Annotated in this window: 20 protein-coding genes and 5 tRNA genes; 16 read left to right on the top strand and 9 right to left on the bottom strand. The window is 46.3% G+C overall.

Going from position 1 to position 25,938, the window contains the following annotated elements; all coding sequences use genetic code 11:
* Positions 1–39 precede the first annotated feature (39 nt).
* The gene (locus tag VIA_RS00515; RefSeq protein WP_004409673.1) at positions 40–453 is read right to left on the bottom strand and encodes a c-type cytochrome; all 414 of its coding nucleotides are present in this window, start codon (positions 451–453) and stop codon (positions 40–42) included.
* A gap of 314 nt (positions 454–767) precedes the next feature.
* Between VIA_RS00515 and VIA_RS00510 the strand changes: the two genes are divergently transcribed.
* The 12 genes from VIA_RS00510 (at position 768) to VIA_RS00455 (ending at position 10,901) form a co-directional block, all read left to right on the top strand.
* Positions 768–844 (top strand) — tRNA-Arg (locus VIA_RS00510).
* A 35-nt stretch (positions 845–879) separates the two neighbouring features.
* Positions 880–955 (top strand) — tRNA-His (locus tag VIA_RS00505).
* Between the two features lie 165 nt (positions 956–1,120).
* A tRNA-Pro gene (locus VIA_RS00500) sits at positions 1,121–1,197 on the top strand.
* Positions 1,198–1,241: 44 nt separating this feature from the next.
* Positions 1,242–1,317: transfer RNA gene (locus VIA_RS00495), tRNA-His, on the top strand.
* A 52-nt stretch (positions 1,318–1,369) separates the two neighbouring features.
* A tRNA-Pro gene (locus tag VIA_RS00490) sits at positions 1,370–1,446 on the top strand.
* A gap of 729 nt (positions 1,447–2,175) precedes the next feature.
* Positions 2,176–3,891, top strand: a complete 1,716-nt coding sequence (locus VIA_RS00485) for a dipeptide ABC transporter ATP-binding protein (RefSeq protein WP_004417689.1) — start codon at positions 2,176–2,178, stop codon at positions 3,889–3,891.
* A gap of 93 nt (positions 3,892–3,984) precedes the next feature.
* Positions 3,985–5,538 (top strand): ABC transporter substrate-binding protein, encoded by a 1,554-nt coding sequence (locus VIA_RS00480; protein ID WP_004409670.1) that lies wholly within the window; start codon positions 3,985–3,987, stop codon positions 5,536–5,538.
* Between the two features lie 131 nt (positions 5,539–5,669).
* Positions 5,670–6,647, top strand: a complete 978-nt coding sequence (locus VIA_RS00475; protein WP_004417687.1) for an ABC transporter permease — start codon at positions 5,670–5,672, stop codon at positions 6,645–6,647.
* A gap of 2 nt (positions 6,648–6,649) precedes the next feature.
* Positions 6,650–7,588, top strand: coding sequence for an ABC transporter permease (locus VIA_RS00470; protein WP_004409668.1), 939 nt, complete (start codon positions 6,650–6,652; stop codon positions 7,586–7,588).
* A gap of 205 nt (positions 7,589–7,793) precedes the next feature.
* Positions 7,794–8,159 carry a diacylglycerol kinase gene (locus tag VIA_RS00465; RefSeq protein ID WP_038211303.1) on the top strand — a complete coding sequence of 122 codons (366 nt, stop codon included), beginning with the start codon at positions 7,794–7,796 and terminating at the stop codon, positions 8,157–8,159.
* A complete protein-coding gene (locus VIA_RS00460) occupies positions 8,156–9,808 on the top strand; it encodes a phosphoethanolamine transferase (RefSeq protein WP_235801298.1) in 1,653 nt (550 codons plus the stop codon). Before VIA_RS00465 ends, VIA_RS00460 begins: the two co-directional genes overlap by 4 nt.
* A 172-nt stretch (positions 9,809–9,980) precedes the next feature.
* A complete protein-coding gene (locus tag VIA_RS00455; protein WP_004417682.1) occupies positions 9,981–10,901 on the top strand; it encodes an SPOR domain-containing protein in 921 nt (306 codons plus the stop codon).
* A gap of 70 nt (positions 10,902–10,971) precedes the next feature.
* Here VIA_RS00455 and VIA_RS00450 read toward each other — a convergent pair whose 3' ends face one another.
* A complete protein-coding gene (locus VIA_RS00450) occupies positions 10,972–12,600 on the bottom strand; it encodes an ABC transporter substrate-binding protein (protein ID WP_004409663.1) in 1,629 nt (542 codons plus the stop codon).
* 118 nt (positions 12,601–12,718) lie between these two features.
* Between VIA_RS00450 and mpaA the strand changes: the two genes are divergently transcribed.
* The gene (mpaA, locus tag VIA_RS00445) at positions 12,719–13,432 is read left to right on the top strand and encodes a murein tripeptide amidase MpaA (protein WP_174269832.1); all 714 of its coding nucleotides are present in this window, start codon (positions 12,719–12,721) and stop codon (positions 13,430–13,432) included.
* A gap of 90 nt (positions 13,433–13,522) precedes the next feature.
* Here mpaA and gorA read toward each other — a convergent pair whose 3' ends face one another.
* A complete protein-coding gene (gene gorA, locus VIA_RS00440; RefSeq protein ID WP_004409661.1) occupies positions 13,523–14,878 on the bottom strand; it encodes a glutathione-disulfide reductase in 1,356 nt (451 codons plus the stop codon).
* A 203-nt stretch (positions 14,879–15,081) separates the two neighbouring features.
* On the bottom strand, positions 15,082–15,921 hold the full coding sequence (locus VIA_RS00435) for a 23S rRNA (adenine(2030)-N(6))-methyltransferase RlmJ (protein WP_004409659.1): 840 nt from the start codon (positions 15,919–15,921) through the stop codon (positions 15,082–15,084).
* 218 nt (positions 15,922–16,139) lie between these two features.
* On the opposite strand from VIA_RS00435, the gene prlC reads away from it, so the two are divergent.
* A complete protein-coding gene (gene prlC, locus VIA_RS00430; protein ID WP_004409658.1) occupies positions 16,140–18,182 on the top strand; it encodes an oligopeptidase A in 2,043 nt (680 codons plus the stop codon).
* 96 nt (positions 18,183–18,278) lie between these two features.
* Entirely contained in the window at positions 18,279–18,464 is a 186-nt protein-coding gene (locus VIA_RS00425; RefSeq protein ID WP_004409657.1) for a hypothetical protein, read from the top strand.
* Here the strand turns inward: VIA_RS00425 and VIA_RS00420 are convergent.
* The 4 genes from VIA_RS00420 to VIA_RS00405 form a co-directional block, all read right to left on the bottom strand.
* A complete protein-coding gene (locus VIA_RS00420) occupies positions 18,461–18,916 on the bottom strand; it encodes a DoxX family protein (protein ID WP_004409656.1) in 456 nt (151 codons plus the stop codon). The genes VIA_RS00425 and VIA_RS00420 overlap by 4 nt on opposite strands.
* A 10-nt stretch (positions 18,917–18,926) precedes the next feature.
* Complete coding sequence (locus VIA_RS00415; RefSeq protein WP_004409655.1) at positions 18,927–19,691, bottom strand: HvfC/BufC N-terminal domain-containing protein; 765 nt, start codon at positions 19,689–19,691, stop codon at positions 18,927–18,929.
* On the bottom strand, positions 19,688–20,545 hold the full coding sequence (gene bufB / locus VIA_RS00410) for an MNIO family bufferin maturase (RefSeq protein WP_004409654.1): 858 nt from the start codon (positions 20,543–20,545) through the stop codon (positions 19,688–19,690). Before bufB ends, VIA_RS00415 begins: the two co-directional genes overlap by 4 nt.
* A gap of 78 nt (positions 20,546–20,623) precedes the next feature.
* The gene (locus tag VIA_RS00405; RefSeq protein ID WP_004409653.1) at positions 20,624–20,884 is read right to left on the bottom strand and encodes a BufA1 family periplasmic bufferin-type metallophore; all 261 of its coding nucleotides are present in this window, start codon (positions 20,882–20,884) and stop codon (positions 20,624–20,626) included.
* A gap of 321 nt (positions 20,885–21,205) precedes the next feature.
* Here VIA_RS00405 and uvrD point away from each other — a divergent pair, with 321 nt between their 5' ends.
* Positions 21,206–23,377, top strand: a complete 2,172-nt coding sequence (gene uvrD, locus VIA_RS00400) for a DNA helicase II (protein WP_004409652.1) — start codon at positions 21,206–21,208, stop codon at positions 23,375–23,377.
* A gap of 773 nt (positions 23,378–24,150) precedes the next feature.
* On the opposite strand, the gene ggt is transcribed toward uvrD, so the two are convergent.
* Positions 24,151–25,899, bottom strand: coding sequence for a gamma-glutamyltransferase (gene ggt / locus VIA_RS00395; RefSeq protein ID WP_004409651.1), 1,749 nt, complete (start codon positions 25,897–25,899; stop codon positions 24,151–24,153).
* Positions 25,900–25,938 lie beyond the last annotated feature (39 nt).

The following is a 25,938-nucleotide window of genomic DNA, read 5'->3' as shown; positions in this document are numbered from 1 at the left end:
TACTCAAGCCTTTCTTTTATCTATTACCGTCTTTCCGGCTTATAGGCCTTTGATCATGTGATCAATTGCTGCAACGATCTCGTCGTCTGAACAGTCCATACAAGAACCTTTCGCAGGCATCGCATTGAAGCCGTTAATTGCGTGGTCTTTTAGGACGTCTTTGCCTTGGGCGATTCGAGGTGCCCAGTCGCCAGCATCACCAGTCTTAGGTGCGCCGCTTATACCAGTGCTGTGACATGCTGTACAGAACATACCGTAAACTGCTGCGCCATCGCGTGGGCCAGTTGGCTCCGCTTTAACTGGCTCAGCACCTGCTAGGTAAACATCACCGACAGGTTTAATACGTTCTGCAATTGCATCATATTCTTCTTGGCTTACGCTTGCTGCAAAAGAGGCGCTAGAAAAAGTGATTGCAGCGACCAAAGCGGTTAATAATTTTCGAGACATATCCATTAAACTCACTTTACATTCCTGAAGGTAAGTTCGTGCTTACCCATTTATTAGAGTGTGATTATGATCAACGGCAGTACACACTTCGTACAGAAAGGGCGAATTGCTGTTAAATCAATGTAAATAATGGGTGATTATATCCTGTTAACTTGTTGCAATAAACAGCAAGTTACCTCCTTGTAATCAGTTATCTAATCGGAAATAGGGGTTTATCACACTTTAATTGTTGAAAAAGGCGCCAAACGATAAAAAAAGTTGAAAAAGTACTAGACGACATAGTGTGATATACGTATTATTCCACTCCGCCGATGGGGCATGCGCCCGTAGCTCAGTTGGATAGAGCGTTGGCCTCCGGAGCCAAAGGTCGAAGGTTCGAATCCTTTCGGGCGTGCCAATCGCCTTAAGGTTTATCGGTAAAAAATATCAGTGGTGGCTATAGCTCAGTTGGTAGAGCCCTGGATTGTGATTCCAGTTGTCGCGGGTTCAAGTCCCGTTAGCCACCCCATTCTCTTCTTTCGAAAGTAGAATGCGGTAACTTCGGTTTCCAGTTTCGATTCGAAACAAAATATAAGTCGGTGAATAGCGCTCTTGTAGCGTATCTCGGCTCTTGGAATAAGCGGGACCAGAGGGTGATCCTCTATAACGTAAACCAAGTAAAAAAATAACTTGTCGGTGAATAGCGCAGCTTGGTAGCGCATCTGGTTTGGGACCAGAGGGTCGGGGGTTCGAATCCCTCTTCACCGACCACTCTTTCGTTTAACGCTGATGGCGGTAAACAACAAAAATTAGCGGTGGCTATAGCTCAGTTGGTAGAGCCCTGGATTGTGATTCCAGTTGTCGCGGGTTCAAGTCCCGTTAGCCACCCCATTATTCAGGTAGCTTTGCTTCCTTTCTTGTGAAAGCGAGATAAAACATAAGTCGGTGAATAGCGCAGCTTGGTAGCGCATCTGGTTTGGGACCAGAGGGTCGGGGGTTCGAATCCCTCTTCACCGACCACTATTAGAAAGCCTCGTCAGAAATGACGGGGCTTTTTACTTTCCAGCGTTAGATAATTCTTAACTTCATACTCAATACGCCGTCATTCCATAGACCGAAGAATGAGGGAGTAGGGAATCTCTTACCCTTTACCATCGAGTACAAATACTCTCCAGATCATTAGTTCCTCATTCATAGACAACCCCTTCGCTTCTTGATCTAACCTTTCCGGCTTTGCTGCCCTTTATATCCTCATACTTAAGCATTATGTCCAATCAGGTGGAATGATTTATTGATAATTTTCACAGGTAATTGAACTGCATTATCTATTTCTAGTATTGGTTAAATTCCACTTATTGGTCTAAATTTAAATTAATTCACTAAATAATAATTAACAATCGATTAATTGTTTTGAAGTTGTTAACTGGTTGGTGTGGTATTTGTTTGAATTTCTATTCATTCGCTCTTATTGCCAGAAGTTTATGAAATAGCTAAAAGTTTAGTATTTATGGTGTTTTGTTGCTAGTTGCCATCAGGTTGGACCAAACGATGATCTAGCTATAATGCATATTTATTTTCATAAGCTGCTTGGTTTTTGTACTAATTCAACTTTTTCCCCTATGTTTGTTGCTTTTCTGTGAAATTTTTGCCAAATTGATGAGCTTGTAAATTACTAGAACGATATTCTGGTAAGAATGGATTCACTTTTCAGACAGGGCAGAAAGCTGCCGAAGCAGTAGAGGTCTGGTAATGTCACTTTTAGAAGTTAAAAATCTTCGAATAGAGTACCCTTCGCGTCATGGTGTGCATGCCGCGGTTAAATCGCTTTCTTTTAATATTGAGCGTGGCGAGATCGTCGGCGTAGTAGGCGAGTCAGGTGCAGGTAAATCAACCGTCGGTAATGCCGTCATCGATCTACTTAGCCCTCCAGGTCGCATCGCCAGTGGCGACGTTTATTTAGATGGTGAGCAAATTTCTGGTCTGACTCCAGAGCAAATGCGTAGTGTGCGTGGCTCTAAGATTGGTTTTATCTTCCAAGACCCAATGACATCGCTCAACCCACTGTTCACTGTTGAGCAGCAGTTAAAAGAAACCATCCACGCCAATATGAAAGTCACTGACGAAGAAGCATACAAACGTGCTCTGTCATTGATGGAACAAGTGGGCATCCCACAGCCAGAAAACCGTTTAAAACAGTACCCTCACCAGTTCTCTGGCGGCATGCGACAGCGTGTAGTTATTGCAATTGCACTGGCAGGTGAACCTGACCTAATTATCGCCGATGAACCAACCACCGCATTAGATGTATCCATCCAAGACCAAATTCTTAGCTTAATCCGCGAGTTGTGTATTAAGAATAATGTCGGTTGTATGTTGGTTACCCACGATATGGGTGTGGTATCTAACGTGACTGATCGCGTCGCGGTTATGTTCCGTGGTGACTTGGTTGAGTTTGGTCCAACGGCCAAAGTACTTGGCGACCCTGACCATTCCTACACTCGCAGTCTAATTTCTGCCGTTCCGCGTTCAGATATGAAGCTCGATCGCTTCCCATTGGTTAGCTACATCGAAGAAGCGCACGAGATGGAGCCTCTAGATGTTAAGAACCACTGGTTAGGTCAGAGCCAAGATCACCGTGACTATACGGGTTCTCTGCTGAGTGTTGAAAACGTCAACTTACGCTTTGTGACGAAAGACTCTTTGTTTGAAAGTCGTCGCGAATATGTTCAAGCATCGAACAACGTCAGCTTTGATGTGTTTGAAGGTGAGACGTTTGGTCTTGTGGGTGAATCTGGTTCAGGTAAGTCGACTATCGCGCGTGTTATTGCTGGTCTGTATGAACCAAACTCAGGCAAGGTGACGTTTGAAGGCATTGACTTGACGTCATTAAAGTCAGAGAAAGAGCGTCGTCCTCTTCGTCGTCAAATGCAGATGGTATTCCAAAATCCATATACCTCGATGAACCCGCGTATGAAGATCTTTGACATCATCGCCGAGCCAATTCGTTTCCATAAATTAACCAATAGTGAAGCAGAAACTCGCACGATCGTTAACGATCTACTTGATCACGTTGGTTTGGGCCAAATGGCGGGCGTGAAGTACCCACACGAATTCTCGGGTGGTCAGCGTCAGCGTATTTCGATTGCTCGTGCATTGGCAACTCGCCCACGTCTACTTATCTGTGACGAACCGACTTCAGCACTGGATGTATCGGTACAGGCTCAGATTCTTAACTTACTGAAAGATCTCCAAGATGAGTTAAACCTCACCATGCTATTTATCAGCCACGACTTACCGGTTATTCGCCAGATGTGTGACCGAGTGGGTGTGATGCAGATGGGTACGCTGTTAGAAGTTGCCCCAACAGAGCAGCTATTTACCGCGCCGCAGCATGACTACAGTAAGCAGCTCATTTCCCTAATGCCTGAATTTACGGGCTTAAGAGAAGAAATAAAAACGGCGTAAGTCGTAGACCTTTCCTGATACAAGCAGCATCAGGTATTAAACAGACGCAAATACAACAACTAGGGATAGAAATCCCGCATAAGGAGTTATGCAATGAAAACCATGAAAAGCAAACTAGCAGTGGCTTTAATGGCAGCTGGCCTTAGCTTTGGCGCAGCGGCAGCAGATATTACCGTCGCTTATGATGCAGACCCAGTGTCACTTGACCCGCATGAGCAACTGTCTGGCGGTACACTGCAAATGTCTCACATGGTATTTGACCCGCTAATCCGTTTTAACCAGAAGATGGAATTTGAACCACGATTAGCTGAATCTTGGGAACGTCTTGATGGCGAAACGATGCAGTTTAATATCCGCCAAGGCGTTAAATTCCACTCTGGTAATGCATTAACTGCAGACGACGTAGTGTGGACATTTGACCGTCTGAAAAGCTCTCCTGACTTCAAGGGTATCTTTGGCCCAATCGTTTCAATCACTAAAACTGGAGATTACACCGTTGAAGTGAAAACTGAAGGTGTTTACCCGCTAGTAGAAAACGTAATGACTTACCTGTTCCCAATGGACAGCAAGTTCTACTCAGGTAAGACAGAAGAAGGTAAAGACAAAGCTGAGCTAGTTAAGCACGGTAACTCTTACGCATCGACTAATGTTTCTGGTACTGGCCCTTTCATTATCACTCAGCGTGAGCAAGGCGTAAAAGTAACGTTTGAACGTTTCAACGATTACTGGGACAAAGAGTCTGACGGTAACGTAGATAAGCTAACGCTAGTACCAATCAAAGAAGACGCAACACGTGTTGCAGCCCTTCTTTCTGGTGACGTTGACATGATTGCTCCTGTTGCACCAAACGACTACAAGCGTATTAAGAAAGCAGACAGTGTTGACCTTTACACTATGCCAGGTACGCGTGTAATCACGTTCCAAATGAACCAAAACAGCAACCCGGCACTGAAAGACGTGCGCGTTCGTCAAGCGATTACCTACGCAATCAACAACGAAGGTATCACTAAGAAAGTAATGAAGGGTGCGGCAACGGCTGCAGGTCAACAGAGCCCAGTTGGTTTCGTTGGTCACAATGCAGATCTTAAACCTCGCTACGATCTTAAGAAAGCGAAACAGCTGATGAAAGAAGCGGGTTACGAGAAAGGCTTCACGCTAACTATGATGGCGCCAAACAACCGTTACGTGAACGATGACAAGATTGCTCAAGCTTCTGCAGCAATGCTGTCTAAGATCGGTATCAAGGTTGACCTGAAAACAATGCCAAAAGCGCAATACTGGCCTGAATTCGATAAGTGTGCGGCAGATATGCTAATGATCGGCTGGCACCCAGATACAGAGGATTCAGGTAACTTTACTGAGTTCCTAGCGATGACGCGTGACGCAGAAACAGGTAAAGGTCAGTACAACTGTGGCCACTACTCAAATGCTGAAGTTGATAAGCTAATTGTAGAAACGAACACAATGACGGATCTTGAGAAACGTAGTGCATCGCTTAAGAAAGTAGAAGAGATTCTATATAACGAAGCGGCATTCGTACCTCTACACTGGCAAGATCCATCATGGGCAGCGAAAGGTAACGTTGAGATTGGTCCAATCATCAACGGTATGAACTTCCCATACTTCGGTGACCTAGTGGTTAAATAATCACGAGTGAACCAGACCAAGTGCTCATAACGTTGTGAGTACTTGGTCGATTTTTGGTGCTTAGCTTTGTTTCAGTCGGGTTAAGTACCATTTTTAAGACTGAAATCTATGGAAAGTTTAAGGGGCAAGGAATGTTTTCGTTTCTGGTCAAGCGCCTGTTTCAGGCACTGATAGTGATGTTTGTGATCAGTCTAGTGGCGTTTGCCATTCAGGATAACTTAGGCGACCCGTTACGTGAGTTGGTTGGTCAGTCGGTTTCAGAAGCCGAGCGCCAAGCGCTACGTGATGATCTAGGTCTGAATGATCCCTTCATTACAAAATACACTCGCTTTGTTGGCAATGCGCTACAAGGTGACTTAGGTACATCTTACTTCTTCAAGCGCCCTGCGGTTGAAGTGATTCTTGATAAGTTAGTAGCCACGCTCGAGTTGGTGTTTGGTGCCACGCTTATCATTGTTTTCTGTTCGATTCCTCTTGGTGTCTACTCAGCAATTCATCCCAAAAGCTTTTTTACTAAGCTAGTGATGGCCGGCAGTAGTATCGGTATCTCGATTCCTGTTTTCTTAACCGCCATCATGCTGATGTATGTGTTCTCGATTGAGTTAGGTTGGTTACCCTCTTATGGCCGTGGTGAAACCGCCAATATATTTGGCTGGGAGTCTGGTTACTTTACCCTTGATGGTCTAGCTCACCTTGTTCTGCCATGTATTGCACTGGCGTCTATCATGCTACCGCTCTTTATTCGCCTCGTACGTTCTGAAATGCTTGAAGTTCTTAGCTCTGAGTACATTAAGTTTGGTAAGGCGAAAGGCTTAGCGCTGAACAAGATTTACTACCAACACGCATTGAAAAACACCATGCTGCCAGTACTAACGGTCGGTGGTGTACAGATTGGTACTATGGTGGCTTATACCATTCTGACTGAAACGGTATTCCAGTGGCCTGGTACAGGTTTCCTTTTCCTAGAAGCAATCAACCGTGTTGATACACCGCTTATCACGGCCTACGTTATCTTCGTTGGTCTGATTTTCGTGGTAACCAATACGATCGTTGACTTGCTATACGGCATCATCAACCCGACCGTCAATATTACTGGAAAAGGAGCATAATCATGAGTCAAACAGCAGCAGCTCCTTCTCGCTGGGAGCGTTTTAAACAGTCGGATTTCTTGTATTACTTCAAGCGCGATAAAGTCGCGATGGCAAGTTTTACAGTGTTCATGCTATTCCTACTTATGGCCTTAGCAGCTCCGATTTTATCACCAACTGATCCATACGATTTATCATCGATTGATATTATGGATTCAGAGCTTCCGCCATCATGGATGGAAGATGGTGATGAGCGATTCCTACTGGGTACTGATGAACAAGGCCGTGACATTTTGTCGACCATTCTTTACGGGTCACGCTTGTCACTAACGATTGGTTTCTTGGCGGTTGGTCTACAGTTATTCCTAGGTATCGTGATTGGTTTGTCTTCGGGTTACTTCGGTGGCCGTATCGATAGCTTCCTAATGCGCTTTGCTGATGTACAGCTTTCCTTCTCAACCATGATGGTGGCGATTATTGTCTCGGCTATCTTCAAAGCCAGCTTTGGCAGTGATTTTTACAGTCAGTATGCCGTGGTGATGCTGGTGGTGATCATCGGTGTGGCTGAATGGCCTCAGTATGCACGTACTATCCGTGCTTCAGTGCTGGCCGAGAAGAAGAAAGAGTACGTTGAAGCGGCGCGTGTAATGGGCTTTAAAGCGCCACGTATCATGTTCCGCCATATTCTTCCAAACTGTCTGTCGCCAATCTTGGTTATCTCGACGGTTCAGGTGGCAAACGCGATCATGTCGGAAGCGGCACTCTCTTTCCTTGGTTTAGGCCTACCAGTCGATCAGCCATCGCTAGGTGCGCTAATCAGTATCGGCTTTAACTACATCTTCTCTGGTGCATGGTGGATCACTGCATTCCCTGGCATCGTTCTAGTCACGCTGGTGTTGGTTATCAACCTACTGGGTGACTGGTTACGAGATGTGTTTAACCCGAAGATTTACAAAGGGTAATTCTATCCTTATCGATAAAGCCGCGATTATTCGCGGCTTTTTTGTTTGTGGCGTATTTCAATTCGGTAATCAATGTTTACTGCATTGGACGGAGCGTTTTGTGGCGATTTCGTGTCTGATTATGAAAATAACTAGTCGGCCATTTCTTACAATTGAGCTGGTCTGAAAATAAACATAATAATTAAGTCATGAAGAAGGTAAGTGAGTGAAGCCAGGAAAAACGGGAATCGTTCGTGTGCTACATGCAACGCGGTATTCAATGAGAGGGCTAAAGGCGGCATGGCAGTATGAAGCGGCATTTAGGCAAGAGAGCATCATCGGTTTAGCTATGCTGCTACTGGCGATGTGGTTACCAGTGACCGCGGTCGAAAAGGTGTTGTTGATCGGCAGCTTGTTTATTGTCGTGATTGTTGAGTTGCTTAACTCGGCAATAGAAGCCGTGGTTGATCGCATTGGCAGTGAATTTCATGAACTGAGCGGTCGAGCAAAAGATATCGCCTCAGCAGCGGTATTCATGGCACTGACTTTGGCATTGCTAACTTGGGGAGTGATTATCGGGGGGATTTTATGAGAGCTTGGATGAAGCGACACTCGATAAAGGTCAGTTATGTGATGCTGAGTGCCTTATTGGCGATCTATTTCTCATTGGCGTTAAACCTACCGATTTACAAGGAATTACATCAACTGTTCTCCGCTATGGATTCGGTAAAGCTTGGCTTTATCATCTCTATTCCGCTGTTCTTTTTTGCTGTACTCAACTTGTTGTTCAACCTGTTGAGTTGGCCGATTGTGACTAAGCCTTTTTTTACTCTCTTACTGCTCTTTTCTGCGCTAGTCAGCTATGCCGGTTATAACTACGGCACCATCTTTGACACCAATATGATCGTCAATATTATGCAGACCGACGGTAGTGAAGCGAGTTCTTATCTCAGCCTGTACTCGATATTGTGGGTGATTGGCTTTGGTGTTGTGCCAGCAGCGCTGCTGATTATGTTGCCAGTTAAGCGCGAATCGTGGCTCAAACTGGTTGGTAAAAAATTGCTTTCTATACTGCTCTCGGTCTTGATGTTGGCAGCTATTGCTGGGCTTTATTATCAGGATTACGCCTCATTTGGTCGTAATCACAGCTATTTAAAGAAAATGATCGTGCCAACTCAGTTTGTCTATGCGACCAGCAGCTATATCAAGCAGACCTATTTCACCACACCTCAGCCTTATATCGAGTTGGGGCTTGATGCCCACCAATCTAAGCAGGCACTAGAGCAAGCGAAACAGAAGCCTAACCTTGTCGTATTGGTGGTCGGTGAGACCGCACGCTCGCAAAACTATCAACTTAATGGCTATCCGCGTGAGACTAATCCATACACCAGTGATTTAGATGTGGTGTCGTTTCGGGATGTTCGCTCTTGTGGCACGGCTACTGCGGTGTCACTGCCGTGTATGTTCTCGATCTTTACCCATGATAGCTACGACCATGATCGGGCGGATAATCAAGATAATGTGCTCGATATTCTCAATCGGGCTGGGGTCTCGATGATCTGGGAAGACGACGATGGTGGGGACAAAAATGTGGCTCGACATATCGAAGTTCAGATGATGCCGCGTTCACGTAAAGATAGCGAGTGTGATGGCAATACCTGCTATGACATGGTGCTACTAGAAAATCTCTTGCCGAATATTGAGCGTCTCTCAGGTAATGAGATGATTGCCTTACATCTGATCGGCAGTCACGGACCGACCTACTATAAGCGTTATCCAAAGGATATGGCGGTGTTCCAACCTGATTGCCCGAGAGCCGATATTGAGAATTGCACTCAGCAACAGATTGTAAATAGCTACGATAACAGCATTCGCTACACCGACTACGTACTGAGTAAGGTGATTGAGCAGTTACGTGCACTGGAGACGAAATACAATACCGCGGTGATCTATCTGTCTGACCATGGTGAATCGCTTGGGGAAGGGGGCATGTATTTGCACGGAGCGCCTTATGCGTTTGCGCCAGACTACCAAACCACAGTGCCACTTATTGTTTGGATGTCGCAAGGTTTCCAGCAGGCGAAAAACATCAACTACGATTGTCTTAAGCAAGGAGCCAAGATACGCGGACACTATTCGCAAGATAACTTGTTTCATTCCTTGTTGGGGATTATGGATGTCGAAACGGAAACCTATCAGGCGGAGAAAGATATCTTTTCTGCGTGTCGGGTTAACTTGTGAGGATATCAATTGCTTAAACAGTGATCTGAGCCTTGGATTTAGCGGGTAGATTCTCACTACACTAAGGGCCGTAATTGATTACGGCTCTTTTTTTGCATTCACTTTTTCTCAACAGTGAACAAGTAATAATGTCACACTATTTGTCTGCATAGTGGATAAAAGAATGAAGTTTATGGATATCGATATGGCAGCAAAGCCAAAGCAATTTTTTTCTAAGCGATGGAGCCTTATTGCTCTATTGGCCTTGCCAGTTATGCCTACGCCCGCACTGGCCCAAGAATTCCTCTGTGATGCAACACAAGCTTATGCGAATGAACTGCCGGTACTTGATAAAGCCTGTCCGATCGGCAAAGGGCTATGGGGCAATTCTAAGCCGCGTGGCAGTGAATCGACCTTTTGGATTCAGTGTGGTGTGTTTGGTAAGCCGCTGTCATTGGAGAAAGCTAAGGCTCTGTATAAGCACATCGGCACCGATGTATGGATAAAGCCTGAAGCTAAAGGCTGGCGCTGCCTAATCGGGCCTTATACCAATTTTGCTGAGGTGAAGCAGGATCTTGCTAAGGTAAAAACGGAAAAGGGCTATAAAGAAGCCTTCATTCGTGAAGTCGTAAGGGGGGCACCGGTTAAAGCCGCTCCGCTGCCAGTAAAAACCAAAAAATCATCCAAGCCAGCGGCGCAGTCAACAACAGTGATACCGGCACCGATAAAACAACCTGCCAAGCCTGCCGTTGTTGCCACGCCAGAGCCGAAAAAGGCCCAACAAGAAATTGCGATTCGTTTAGCGACTACCCTCAATGGCGTTGAGTACAAAGTACCATACGTGATGTTTAGCGATGATCAGTTCTATATGGAGCACTCGTTGCCATGGAACCGGATGGATTATGAGGAAGCGTATAAGACCTGTTATCGCCTTGGAATGGGAATGGCTACAGTTGAGCAATGGCAAGCACTGCTTAAATCCGGTGAAATGGAGAAGGGGCAGTGGCCAATGCATCTACCTTACTGGGGCAGCAACAAAGTTGGCTTATTTACCAGTGGCAAGACCAATCAGCTCAAAGGCACGTCATTGCTCAATGTAATGTGCGTGAAGTAGTGACCAATAAATGAAAAAAGCAGGCCAATTGGTCTGCTTTTTTTGTATCAGCGAGATTAACTCATCCTAGCTACTGCTGTTTGATGTAGAGATCTTTCGAGTAGATACGTCCTTCGACATTGTTCTTAGCAAAGCCGCCAACACTCGGTCGTACTAACCGAGCCTGCATGTAGTAATAGATAGGAGCAATCGGCATATCCATCGCTAACGACTGTTCTGCTTGGTCATAGAAGGCTTGGCGCTTAGTGTCACTGGTGGTCGCCAGTGCGCTATCCATGGCCTGATCGTATTGCTCACTACTATAACGGGCAAAGTTACCAGAAGAGTCTGAGCGTAGTAAGCTTAAGAACGTCGACGCTTCATTGTAGTCACCACACCAAGAAGCGCGCATCACATCAAAGTCCCCTTGTCTGCGAGAGACAAGGTAAGACTTCCACTCTTGATTCTCCAACTCGACCTTGGCATTAAGATTGTTTTTAAGCATTGAAGCAATGGCGACAGCAATCGACTTATTAGACTCACTGGTGTTGTACAGTAATTTGAAGTCGAGTGGCTTATCTTCCCCATATCCTGCCTCTTTTAGCAATTGACGCGCCTTCTCATCACGTTGCTTTTGTGTCCATTGACTATACTCAGGCTGAGAGGCATCAAATCCTGCGGTGTACTGATGGGCAAAGGTATAGGCAGGCAGATTACCCACTTGAGTGACACCATTGGTGATCACATCGCGCATGATCGAATAAGAGACCGCTTGTCGCACTCGAATGTCATCAAATGGCGGGCGAGTGGTATTAAACGCATAGTAGTAGGTACAGAGTAACGGCACAGCGGTGTAAGCTTGTTGATACTTTTTCTTCAGCTGTGGCGCTATATGAGTTGGCACATCTGAGGTAATGTCGACTTCACCAACGGCATAGCGATTGATTGAAGCGTTTTGGTTCTCGAATGGAATATAGGTCACTTGATTGAGGTGAGTTTCAGCGCTATTCCAGTAGTTAGGATTTTTCTTTAGCTCAATGCGTTCATTGACCACCCACTTATCGAGGGTAAAGGCACCATTACCGACAAATTGGTTAGGATCACTCCATGGTTTATCACTGCTTTCTAGCGTTGCTTGATGCACTGGCATCATTGAGGTATGCCCTGTCATCGCAACAAAGTAAGGCACTTTACTATCGAGTTCAAAGCGCAGCGTGTGTTTGTCGATAGCGCTAACACCGAGCTCTTCGAGTGGCTTTTTACCATCGGCGACATCGGCAATGTTGTTAATCTTGGTCAGCTTGAGGTACCAAACATTCGGTGAGGCGAGTTTAGGGTCAACCGCTCGTCTTATTGCGTAGACAAAGTCATCGGCAGTCACAGGTTGGCCATTCGACCACTTGGCGTCTTTACGCAGGTGAAAGACAAATGTCTGGTTATCATCGGTTTCCCAAGACTGCGCTACGCCAGGAACGATATTACCGTCGCGATCTTGGATGACTAGACCTTCGAACAGATCGCGCAAAATGTGCATTTCAGGTAGCCCTTCGGCTTTGGCAGGGTCAAGTGTTGCAGCCTCTGCGTCGTTGGCACGGACTAAGTGTTGGTCGGAAGCAAGTTGTACGCCGTCTGGCAGTGAGTCAGCCCAAGCAGAAACTGATAGAAAAGGGGTCAACAAAGTGGAAACCAGTAACGCTGTGGAATGTTTTTTAAAATCCATATTTTTTCGTTCTCCTAACACGTCTTTTTATTCAAAGCAGCACAATAACCATACAACTGTTAACGGTGTTTAACTGTTCGATGAATGTAAATACTACCCGACAAATCAGGAGATTATGGTGAGTTTAATTCCAAGAACGGAAAGAGCGGCATTCTCAGTTACGCCGCTGTCATATGGAAACTCAGTACTCGGGGCGAAGCTACTTTATTTTCCCGCTCAAGTAGAGAGTGAGTCTCGTGGTCTGATTTTGGCTGGAACCCATGGTGATGAAACGGCTTCCATTACAGGTCTGTCTTGCGCTCTACGTACTTTACCTGCTGAAAGGCTGCATCATGATGTCATCTTGTCGATTAATCCTGATGGTAATCAATTAGGCACCCGAGCTAATGCCAATCAGGTCGATCTTAACCGCGCTTTTCCTACTCAAAATTGGGTCAAAGAGGGGACGGTCTATCGTTGGAGCTCAAACACATCAGTACGGGATGTCAAAGTCAGTACCGGGAAAAAGGAGCAATTAGAGCCCGAAATTAAGGCATTGATTGAATTGATTGAGCAGCGACAGCCTAAGTTTGTGGTGTCGTTTCATGAACCGCTGGCCTGTGTGGATGATCCGAATGGTTCTGAACTGGCTGCTTGGTTGGCTAAGCAGTTCGATTTATCCGTGGTTGAAGATGTTGATTATGAAACGCCGGGTTCATTTGGCACTTGGTGCGTTGAAAGGAATTTACCCTGTATTACTTTGGAGCTTCCTCCAGTTTCGGCAGATTTCACCATTGAGCACTATTTGGAGGCATTTATCGCGCTACTAGAGCATCAACCAAGACATGGTTAACCGAAATCACTAAATAAAAACGGGCCGTGCATAGAATGCACGGCCCGTTATAGTTAGAACGCTTATCTGCCAAGAAGTGACAGTGAGCGATTAACGCATAGTAACAAACTCTTCCGAGCCAGTTGGGTGGATAGCCACAACAGAGTCGAAGTCTGCTTTGGTCGCGCCCATCTTCATTGCTACGCCGAAGCCTTGAATCATCTCATCTACCGTAAAGCCGATGCCGTGCAGACCAACGACAGTCTCTTCTTCGCCAGCACAAACTAGCTTCATCTTACATGGCTGACGGTGCTTCGTGACCGCTGTGTACATTGCCGTAAAGCCAGAGGTGTATACCTTAACGTTGTCTTTGCCGTACGTCTCTTCAGCTTCTTGTGTCGTTAGGCCAATAGTGCCGATTGGTGGGTGGCTAAATACAACAGTAGGGACTAGGTTGTAGTCCATTTTTGCATTGGTTTTGCCGTTGAACAGACGCTCAGAAAGCTGGCGACCTGCTTTAACCGCAACTGGAGTTAGCTCGATACCGCCTTCCATGATGTCACCTACACAGTAGATGCCTTTCACGTTAGTTTCTTGGTACTCGTCTACTTTGATGTAGCCACGGTCGTTAGTTTCAACGCCCGTTGATGCAAGGTTGATTGCGTCAGTTGCTGGGTGACGGCCGATTGCCCAGATAAGTTGGTCAACGTTTTGCGTGTTGCCGTTTTCTAGGTGAAGAGTCAGGCTGCCATCCGCTTCTTTCACGATCTCTTTTGGAATAGATTGCGTGTGCAGCTTAGGACCTTCTGCGTCCATTACCTCTACTAGCGTTTCAATGATCATTGGGTCAAAGCTACGTAGTGGCGATTCTTTGCGCACAAATAGGTGAGTCTCAGTGCCGAGTGCATTCAGTACGCCTGCAATTTCAACCGCGATGTAACCTGCGCCGATAACCGCAACGCGCTTAGGTTGCTCGTTTAGTTCGAAGAAACCGTTAGAGTCGATGCCGTACTCTGCACCTGGAATGTTTGGAATCGTTGGGCGGCCACCCACAGCGATTAGGATGTGATCCGCTGTGTAGTGTTCGCCATTTACTTCAACCGTTTTCTCATCAACAAACTTAGCGAAGCCTTTGATGACGTTTACTTTGTTGTTACCCAGAACACGATCGTAAGACTGGTGGATACGACCAATGTAAGCTTGGCGACTTTCAACTAGCTTGCTCCAGTCAAAGCCTTTTACATCTACATCGAAGCCGTAGTCTTCAGCGTATAGATTCATTGCATCCGCAATTTGCGCACCGTGCCACATAACCTTCTTCGGTACACAGCCAACGTTGACACACGTACCGCCTAGGTCTTGAGCTTCAATCAGCGCGACTTTTGCGCCGTACATCGCTGCACGGTTAGCCGATGCGATGCCGCCTGAGCCGCCGCCGATACAGATGTAATCAAAATGAGTCGCCATTACTTTCTCCGAGCTTATTAATTTATTTGATTGCTACTGAGTATATAGGGATGAATTTGAGCAAACTCAATCCGCTACTCAGAGCTGTCCTTGTTGCTTATCATAAATCGACTCTGACTGATTTCCCAATGGGAAAAAGTGAGGTTGGTTATGACAAATAGCGATAAAGCAGAGTATTTTGACTCTGCTTTATTTGATATGGATTACTCCGGTACTATCCATTCCACTTTAAAGTGACCGGTTGCAGGCGCAATTGCTTCTTGCAGGAATGGCAAAATTTCTTTCATCTGGCTTTCTAGCTTCCACGGCGGGTTAATCACGATCATGCCTGATGCAGTCATACCACGCTCATTGGTGTCCGGAGATACACCTAACTCGATTTGCAAAATCTTGCGAATGCCGAGACCTTCTAGGCCTTCAATCATATCTTCGATGTCACAGCGGTTAACTACTGGGTACCAAATTGCGTAGATGCCGGTTGCCCAGCGCTTATGGCTTTGAGCAATGGCTGCCACTACGTCACGGTACTCTTTTGCCAATTCGTAAGGTGGGTCAATCAGTACCAAACCACGGCGTTCTTGTGGTGGCAGACTTGCCTTAAGGCGCTTAAAGCCATCTTCTTTGTAGATGCTGACTTGGCGATCGCGGTGGAACTCTTGTTCTAGCAGCGGGTGATCAGCTGGGTGAAGCTCAGTCAGTACCATGCGATCTTGCGGGCGAAGTTGAGCACGAGCAACACGAGGTGAGCCTGGGTAGTAGCGCAGTGCATCCCCGTTGTTAAGCGTTTTAATCGACTCAAGGTAGCTTTGGATATCTTGTGGGATATCAGTTTGCTCCCAAATACGAGCGATACCTTGTTTGTACTCGCCAGTTTTTTCTGACCACTCGTGAGTCAGGTCGTAACGACCAACACCTGAGTGGGTATCGTGGTAAACAAATGGCTTATCTTTCTGCTTGAGCGCATCCAGAATAAGGCTTTGAACGATATGCTTAACCACGTCGGCGTGGTTACCAGCGTGAAAACTGTGGCGATAACTTAACAAAATGACTCTCTCGAAATGGTCTTGCAACCATACTGAAGTTAATACGAACGATTCGCTGATTATATACTCAGTGGCTTTGTGATGCTCGTATTTAGCAACAACTTAGCTGCATCCCGCTATTGAAAAATGCTTATCGCACCTATATTTAATCTTTAAGACGTTGAATATACTCAATAGACGAACCCGTAGTTCGCTTTGGCTAACAAAAGGAATGATTTATGTCGAATCCACTTCTTAGTTTTACCGATTTGCCCCCGTTTTCTCAGATTAAACCAGAACATGTTAAACCAGCGGTAGAGCAGGCGATTGCTGACTGTCGAGCTAAAATCGAACAGGTACTCGCCGGTGATATCACACCGAGCTGGGAAAGTGTCGTGGCGCCAATCGAAGAGGTGGATGACCGCTTAAGTCGTATTTGGTCGCCAGTGAGTCACATGAACTCTGTGGTCAATAGTGATGAACTGCGTGACGCTTATGAAAGCTGTCTGCCGCTATTGTCTGAATACGGCACTTGGGTTGGTCAACATAAAGGCCTGTTTGAAGCGTATAAAGCGCTAAAGGCTGACGAAAGCTTTGCATCACTCACTCAAGCGCAAAAGAAATCCATCACTGATTCGCTGCGTGACTTTGAATTGTCTGGTATTGGTCTACCTGCGGATGAGCAACACCGTTATGGTGAGATCAGTAAGCGTATGTCAGAGCTAGGCTCTAAATTCTCTAACAACGTACTTGATGCCACCATGGGTTGGAACAAGCACGTGACAGATGAAGCGGACTTAGCAGGTATGCCTGAGTCGGCATTAGCTGCAGCGAAAGCGGCGGCAGAATCTAAAGAGCTCGACGGCTACTTGCTAACGCTGGATATTCCATCTTACCTGCCAGTGATGACTTACTGTGATAACCAAGATCTGCGTAAAGAGTTGTATGAAGCGTACGTCACTCGCGCATCCGATCGTGGCCCGAAAGCAGGTGAGTGGGACAACACTGAGATCATCAACGAGCAGCTAAAACTGCGTTATGAAATCTCTCGTATGCTTGGATTCAACACTTACAGTGAAAAGTCACTCGCAACCAAAATGGCCGAGAACCCTTCTCAGGTATTAGGTTTCTTGAATGATTTAGCAAGCAAAGCAAAACCTCAAGGCGAACGTGAAGTTGAAGAGCTGCGCCAGTTTGCTAAAGCAGAGTTTGGCGTTGAAGAGCTTAACCTGTGGGATATTGCTTACTACAGCGAAAAACAGAAACAGCACCTATTCCAAATTTCAGACGAAGAGCTACGTCCTTATTTCCCAGAAGCGAAAGCGGTAAGTGGTCTGTTTGAAGTGTTGAAGCGTGTCTTCGGCATGACAGTTCAAGAGCGTGAAGGTGTCGATACTTGGCACGAGTCAGTACGCTTCTTTGATATCTTCGATGCGGATGACAAACTTCGCGGCAGCTTCTACCTAGACTTGTACGCGCGTGAACATAAACGTGGCGGCGCTTGGATGGATGAGTGTCGAGTTCGCCGTATTAATGAATCGGGTGAGCTGCAATCGCCAGTAGCGTATCTAACCTGTAACTTTAACCGCCCAGTGGGTGACAAGCCTGCGCTATTTACTCACGATGAAGTGGTGACGCTGTTCCACGAATTTGGTCATGGTATTCACCACATGTTGACTCAAGTCGAGTCGGGTGCGGTATCGGGCATCAACGGTGTGCCATGGGATGCGGTTGAGCTACCAAGTCAGTTCCTAGAGAACTGGTGTTGGGAAGAACAAGCGCTAGCATTTATTTCTGGTCACTTTGAAACGGGTGAAGCACTGCCAAAAGAGATGCTAGAGAAAATGCTGGCGGCGAAAAACTTCCAGTCAGCGATGTTTATCTTACGTCAGCTAGAATTTGGTTTGTTTGACTTCACACTACACACTGAGTTTGATCCAGAAGTGGGCCCTCGTGTACTTGAAACGCTGGCAGACGTGAAATCCAAAGTTGCCGTATTGCCAAGCCTAGAGTGGAACCGCTTCTCACACAGCTTTAGCCATATCTTTGCTGGTGGTTACAGTGCTGGTTACTACAGCTACTTATGGGCTGAAGTGTTGTCATCAGATGCGTTCTCTCGCTTTGAAGAAGAGGGCATCTTTAATACCGAAACGGGTAAGAGCTTCCTAAACAACATCCTTGAGATGGGTGGCAGTGAAGAGCCGATGGAGTTGTTCAAACGCTTCCGTGGCCGTGAGCCACAAATCGATGCTCTGCTGCGTCACTCTGGAATCAGTGCCTAAATTCTTATCGCTGAAATGAACAAAACGCCCCTGACTTTATGAGCCAGGGGCGTTTTTTATTGATATGATAATCAGCTTAGCATGCAAGGAGGTCATATGCTGAAACTGTTTACAACCCTTACCCTCGCTTCATTGATGGTTCTTGGCACATCTGGGTGCGCTGAACTTAAAGATGCAGGCAGAACCATTGGTCATGCAACACGTGATACGACCAAAGCAATTGGACACGCCTCTCGTGATGCGGTCAACTCAGTGAAGGATGACCTTAGTTCAGAAGATTAGCGGAGTAGTTTATTTCTAATTAGCTTATCGACGGACAATGGCCCTGGTCCCCAAACAATGACAATTAATATCATTAACCCCCACAGTTGGTGGTCAAAGAAACCTTGTGCCCACAGCACTGGGTAAGAAACCACCGCGATAATATTGAAGACAAATAAGATTGCGGCCATTGGTCTGCTCAACAAGCCTAGAGCGATAAACACCGGCAGTATTAGTTCAGCTGCGGTTCCCATATACGCAGCTAATTGCCAAGGCAAAACAGGAACTTGGTATTCGTACTCAAACAGATAGAGGGTGCTATCCCAAGTGGCAATTTTAGTTAGTCCTGAATTAAAGAATACCCAGGCAACCCAAAGTCGACAAAATAGCAGTAGCAAAGGAACAAAAGCGTTCTGAGTCGCGTTAATAATATTGTCGTAAGTGTTGAGCATATTTTTGATTGAATCGGACATGCCTATCCCCTTAATCCGCAAGTGTAAATCCAGCAATCACATTGCTGTCAAAAATTAGATTGATATGTTGTAGTTGTTCTGGTGGTATCTCACCAAGCGTGCATCCAGAGTGCAGGTACTGCAGCAAGTCAAATGCGCTATTTGCTAACTTTTGTGTCCAAACCTCTCCTTGAGCTGAACAACAAATGAAACCTTGTTCTGCTTGGTGTAATTGCAAGTCGTCAAATTGGTTGTCAGCAATGGCTCTCTGCAACGAATAAACCGCATAAGATGAACGAAAAAGCACTACCCCCGGTAATAGATGCAGGTGAATAGCAGCTTGTTGCGCTGGCTCAATCTCAGCCAGTTTGGCGAGCGGCAACAGTTCTCCAGAGAGTGATATTTGTCCCTGTTGCTGCTGAGCTAAATCAATACACCATTCAAATCGTGCCACCTCTTCGGCATAGGGGGCCGCTTCGACTACGGCAGGGAAGTGACTAATAGAATCATTGAAATGCTCTCCATAGTGGCTGACATCACCTGAACCCAATGGGTTGTTGAGTACATGCTGGCGAGCCATTTGATTAAAGCACTCCTCACCAACTAAAGCTGATACCATCGGGTAGGTTGCAGCGAGCACTTCGCTGAGGCTAACAACAAAGTTATTGCGATAAATCTGCATTCGCTCATCAGCCGTGAAGGTATCACTAGCAATATTGCAGGCTTCACCGCTCGCTTGATAGTGCAAGGCAGCGGCAAACGTCTGCTGGAGTTCGGCAAGAGAGAGAGCGCTCATGAGACCTTCCTTTGTTTATCTTGCCAACGTTGCAGTTGGTGGGAGGCCTTGGTTGCTTCGTTTAATAAAACTTCAGGCTCGGGGATATCTAAATCCCATTCAATCAGAGTATGGCGCTCACCATACGACTCAAGCCAATATTGATAGAGCTGCCACACTTCATCACTGACTGGGCGGCTGTGGGTATCAATCCAGATTTCACCTTGGTCGAGGTGTTTGACGGTAAAGCCAGCTAAGTGAATCTCATCCACCGCGTGCTCGGGGATGGCATTGATGTACTCAACACTGTCAAAACCATGGTTAAAGGCGGAGACATGAATATTGTTTAAATCGAGCAGTAGTCGACACTCGGTACGCTTTTGCACTTCCGCCAAGAACTCCCACTCTTTAATGGTCGAGTGATTAAATTTGAGATAGCTGGAAGGGTTTTCAATCAGAAGAGGTCGCTGAATGGCATCTTGAACCTCCTCAACATTACGACAAAAGACCTTGAGTGCTTCTTCGGTATAAGGCAGTGGTAGCAAGTCATTAAAATAATGGCCGCCAGTTTGACTCCAGCTGAGATGATCGGAAACCAAAAATGGTTCAACATCGTTAATTAGACTGCGAAGTTGCGTCAGGTGCTGTTGGTTTATTCGCTCAACACTACCCAGTGAAAGACCGATACCGTGGCAACTGATTTGGTAGTGGTTAGCAAGAAGGTGCAGTTGTTGCCTTGCCTTAGAGTAGGGTTGGAAATAGTTTTCGCTATGGATCTCTAGCCAAGACAGCGGTGGTTTTTGTTCGACAAAGTAGTCTAGATGTGGAGAGCGTAGCCCTACGCCAACTTGGGGATGAAAAGTGGTTGATTTCACAAACGCCATCCTTGAAAACTTATGGGATGAGACAAGGCGGTCAGTTGAGCCTAGACCGCCTGTAGTCATCGGTAGAAATTATGATGATTGAGTGCTACCGCCTGCCAATTTGCCACATAGGCCTTTAGGTACGACAACAAATGCGTCAGTTTGGTTATCTTCTTTTGCTGTACCTGCACAAGAGCTGGTTTTTGTTGCACAGTCATTTTTGCCGGCTTTAGCTACGCCGTAGCATTTTTCTTTTTCAGCCGCGACTGCTGGCGCTGCAGTAAGGACGGTACCACCAAACGCAATGAGACTTGTAACAGCAGCAGTAACAGCAAGATTAGACTTTTTCATATTCATTTCCTCAGACTTAATTCCTTTACTTATGTAGGCAAGTGAATCATGTGTGAATTCATCAACTTGCTTAGTTAAAAGGATAGAGAAGGGAGCGGAAAACTTTCAAAAAAATTATCTTTCCATTGGGTTTTATTTGTCTTATTTATCTAAGGTGTTGTTTTATAGAAAGAATAAATATGCGATTTTTTTTGTTTTTTCACCGTGGATGCAATGGCTTTAGAGTCTTACCCAGCAACGGAAGTGTTTCTCACCTAGCATCTTAGGGTCACTCGGGTATAATGCCTTTTCATGTATAGATAAACAGTAGCTGAGCCCCGAATGGATCCTTCATTACTTCTCGATGGCCTGAATGACAAGCAGCGTGAAGCTGTTGCCGCCCCACTAGAAAATGCACTTGTCTTAGCTGGAGCAGGCAGTGGTAAAACGCGCGTGCTGGTGCATCGTATTGCGTGGTTGATGTCGGTTGAGCAAGCCTCACCATTTTCAATTATGTCAGTGACCTTCACCAACAAAGCGGCAGCGGAAATGCGTGGCCGTATTGAAGAGATAATGATGGGCAGTGCTTCGGGAATGTGGAATGGTACTTTCCATGGTATCTGTCACCGAATTCTCCGTGCTCACTACCTTGATGCTACGCTGCCTGAAGATTTCCAGATCATTGATACCGATGATCAGGTGCGTCTATTGCGTCGCTTGATTAAAGCGCAGAACTTAGATGAAAAGCAGTGGCCAGCAAAACAAGTTGCGTGGTGGATCAATGGCAAAAAAGATGAAGGTCTGCGCCCGAATCACATTGATGCCTACGGCGATCCGATCACTAAGACATATCTTCAGCTATACAGTGCTTACCAAGAAGCTTGTGACCGTGCAGGATTAGTCGACTTTGCGGAAATCTTACTCCGTGCCCATGAGCTCCTGCGTGATAAGAAACATATCCGTGAACATTACCAAGCTCGCTTTAAACATATTCTTGTCGACGAATTCCAAGACACCAACAATATCCAATATGCTTGGCTACGCATGATGGCAGGCCCTGACTCACATGTGATGATTGTTGGTGATGATGACCAGTCTATCTACGGTTGGCGCGGCGCTAAGATTGAGAACATTGAGAAGTTTACTCAAGAGTTCCCAAGCGTGAACACCATTCGCCTTGAGCAGAACTATCGCTCAACCAAGACCATTCTAGAAGCGTCCAACACTCTGATTGCTAATAATACTGAGCGTATGGGCAAAGAGCTTTGGACTGATGGCGCGGAAGGTGAGCCGATTTCCGTTTACTCGGCCTATAACGAGCTTGATGAAGCGCGTTTCGCGGTCAACAAAATTAAAGAGTGGCAGGATAAAGGCGGCGTACTCAATGATGCCGCGATGCTGTACCGCAATAACGCCCAATCACGTGTGCTTGAAGAGGCCTTGATCCAAGCAGGTCTGCCATATCGTATTTATGGTGGTATGCGATTCTTCGAACGCCAAGAGATCAAAGATGCCTTAAGCTATTTGCGTCTGATGTCGAACCGAAATGATGATGCGGCGTTTGAACGTGTGGTGAATACGCCAACTCGTGGTTTAGGCGATAAAACCCTTGAGACAATTCGCTTTGCCGCGCGCGACCAAGGCAGCACCATGTGGCAAGCGAGTCTGCATTTGCTTGAAAACCAAGTATTAGCAGGGCGAGCAGCTGGTGCACTCAGCCGCTTTATTGAATTGGTTAATGCACTTGAAGATGACACCTGTGAATTGTCGCTGCATGAGCAAACCGACCATGTGATCAAATATTCTGGCCTGTTCGCGATGTATGAACAAGAGAAAGGCGAGAAGTCGAAAGCACGTATTGAGAACTTGGAAGAGCTTGTTACGGCAACACGTCAGTTTGAAAAGCCAGAAGAAGCCGAAGATATGACGCTGCTGACGGCGTTTTTGACTCACGCTGCGCTAGAGGCAGGGGAAGGCCAAGCGGACGAATTTGATGATGCGGTTCAGCTCATGACCCTGCACAGTGCGAAAGGTTTGGAATTCCCACTGGTATTTATGGTCGGTGTCGAAGAGGGCATGTTCCCAAGCCAAATGTCTGCGGAAGAAGCAGGCCGTTTGGAAGAAGAGCGCCGACTTTGCTACGTGGGCATGACTCGTGCGATGGAGAAACTCTACATTACCTACGCAGAGATGCGTCGTTTGTATGGTCAAGATAAGTACCATAAACCATCACGCTTTATTCGCGAACTGCCAGAAAAGTGTCTTGATGAAGTACGTATGAAAGCACAAGTTAGCCGCCCAGCAAGCTCTGGCCGCTTTAGCCAAACTGTCGTGAAAGAGAGTTTTAACGAAACTGGCTTTAGTCTAGGTTCACGCGTTATGCACCCTAAATTCGGAGAGGGCACCATCATCAACTTTGAAGGCAGCGGCCCACAAAGTCGTGTTCAAGTTGCTTTTAACGGTGAAGGAATTAAGTGGTTGGTGACTGCTTACGCTAAGTTAGAAACGTTATAAATTTTCAGTCTCTATTGGGGGTGTTTTTATCAAAAGAATTGGGCTTGCTGCAAGGCAACAAGTGAGTGAAGCCCCTGAGCATAGGGAACCTATGTGATGGGGTGAACAAGCGAAGTTAACGTAGCAGCGAGTTCAATTATGCAGATAAAAAGATAAAGAAAAACCCCGAGGGCGCGAGCCCATCGGGGTTATAGTCTTACTCGCAGCAATCCGGCTACTATAGGTGCTCCATGCATCTAATCCTTGATAGTATGCTGATGTCCTTCAGCTCAATCCTTTACTCGCCATCCTAGCGGTGTCCGTTGGTGACCCTATCCTGGTCTGCTAACAATCCTCGTTAGCTCACGTCGCTTGTTCCTTGAGCGGTGTCCTTTTCATCATCCTGATGATAAGTCCTTTCCTCGTCCAGAGGTGTCCATTTCCCATCCTTAGTAGCAACCATCCTAGTTACTATTGCGTCCGTTCAATGTCCTATTCGCTTTCCATGCCGACTATTCATCCTGAATAACCGTATCTTCTTCCTGAAGATTACCTAATCCGTGGTAATTTCCTGTTCCGTGTCAGTATCCTTCCGACAGGATTAATATTACGCTTTTGACGATTTTCAGCAATATGACGCAAACGTATTTCTACATAAAAATTCGCTCCAAAAATGTACGTATTCTTATTTTTCAGTAATTTATGATTTATTGTTTACATTTCTCTCAGCGAAAAAGCTATATTTACTCACTTGCTTGTGAGAGATCTCGCACAAGCAAGTGAGGCGATCGGCGTTATTTTCCTATCGCGGCTCCTTCTCGTCTTGGGTCAGCAGCGCCTTGTAGTTGACCGTCTTGGACTAAGATAGCGTGCAGACCCGAGTTCAAGTCACGTACGTTGACCTTAAAGCCCATTTTTTCTAGCTCAGGCTTAAGTGTTTCGGCTTGTGTTCCTTGCTCGATATCTAATGTGCCAAAGCGGTTAAGTAGGTGTGGTTGATTGACCGCTTGCTGGATATCCATTCCCCATTGGGTATGGGCAATGATGGCTTGAGCGACATAACCTATGATGCGGCTACCACCGGGAGAGCCAATGGCCATATATGGTTTATCATCTTGCATGATAATGGTTGGCGCCATTGATGAACGCGGGCGTTTACCTGGTTCCAAGCGGTTAGCGATCGGTTTGCCTTCTTGGTGAGTTCTGAACGAGAAGTCGGTGAGCTCATTATTGAGGAGGAAGCCATTGGTCATTAGACGAGAGCCAAACGCATTTTCAATCGTGGTGGTGATAGAGACGATATTTCCTTGCTTATCCACGACATTAAAATGGCTTGTGGAAGGCAGTTCAATTGATTCATCGCTGCTTTGACGCTGTGCGTAGCTCCATGGAGGAGAGCCCGCACTCACCGTCGCTAAAGCTTTACCCGGCTTGATCAGTTGTGCGCGCTGTTTGAGGTACTCTTTATCAAGTAAGCCTTGAGTCGGCATCGGCACAAAGTCCTCATCTGCCATATACATACCGCGATCGGCAAACGCCAGTCGTGATGCGTCTGCAATCACTTGCCAAGATCTGGCGTCATTGGCTCCCCAGACTTTTAAATCAAATTGCTCGGTTATTGCCAGTATTTGACCGACGGTCAGCGCACCTGAGCTCGGTGGCCCCATGCCGCAGATGTCATAACTTTGATAGGCTGAGCAGACAGGTTGGCGCTGTTTGATTGAATATGCGTCGAAATCTTTTTGCGCTAATACCCCAGGGTTACCTGATGCGTTTTGTACCGTTTCAATAATGCTGTCAGCAATAGGGCCTTGGTAGAAGGCTTTTGCCCCTTGTTTAGCAATGGCAGTTAAGGTTTCAGCGTATTCAGGGTTCTTAAGTAGCGTTCCGGCTGGTTTTGGTGAGCCATCTGGATTGAAGAAGTAAGCTTTGGTTGTGGCAAAGCGACTTAAGCGCTCGGCATCGTTTTCAATTAAGGTAGCAAGGCGTGGGCTGACCTTAAATCCTTTAGTTGCAACCTCAATGACAGGTTCAATCAACTTCTGCCATTCAAGTTGACCATATTTTTGATGGGTATCCCACATCAACTTAACCGTACCCGGTGTGCCGACAGATCGCCCGCCGACAACGGCATCATAGAACTTGAGTGGCTCGCCATTTTCATCTTGAAACAACCGTGGTGTCGCATCGAGTGGCGCAGTTTCTCGGCCATCATAAGTGGTCAACTGTTGGCTTTTTGCATCCCAGTAAACAAGGAATGCACCGCCACCGATACCGGAAGATTGTGGCTCAACCAAGCCGAGCATCAATTGAGTGGTAACCATGGCATCAATGGCATTGCCACCTTGGGCAAGAATGTCGGCTCCTGCTTGAGTGGCAAGTGGGTTGGCTGCGGTAACCATCCAATCTTTGGCGGTCACCAGCTGTTTTTGTTCTAAACCACTGCTGCGCTCTGGAGCGACGGAGTCGGCGGCTTGATTAGCGAAGGTACTGGCTGACGTCAGCAATAAATAGGCGGTGAGGCATTTCATTTTCCACTGCATCTTATTCTCCTTGTTGTTATGCGAAGAGTAGAGTGGCAG

The sequence above is a fragment of the Vibrio orientalis CIP 102891 = ATCC 33934 genome (assembly GCF_000176235.1).
Taxonomy (GTDB): Bacteria; Pseudomonadota; Gammaproteobacteria; order Enterobacterales; family Vibrionaceae; genus Vibrio; species Vibrio orientalis.
The sequence above is the reverse complement of the archived record's forward strand: the minus strand, read 5'-3'. Positions and strand labels throughout refer to the sequence as shown.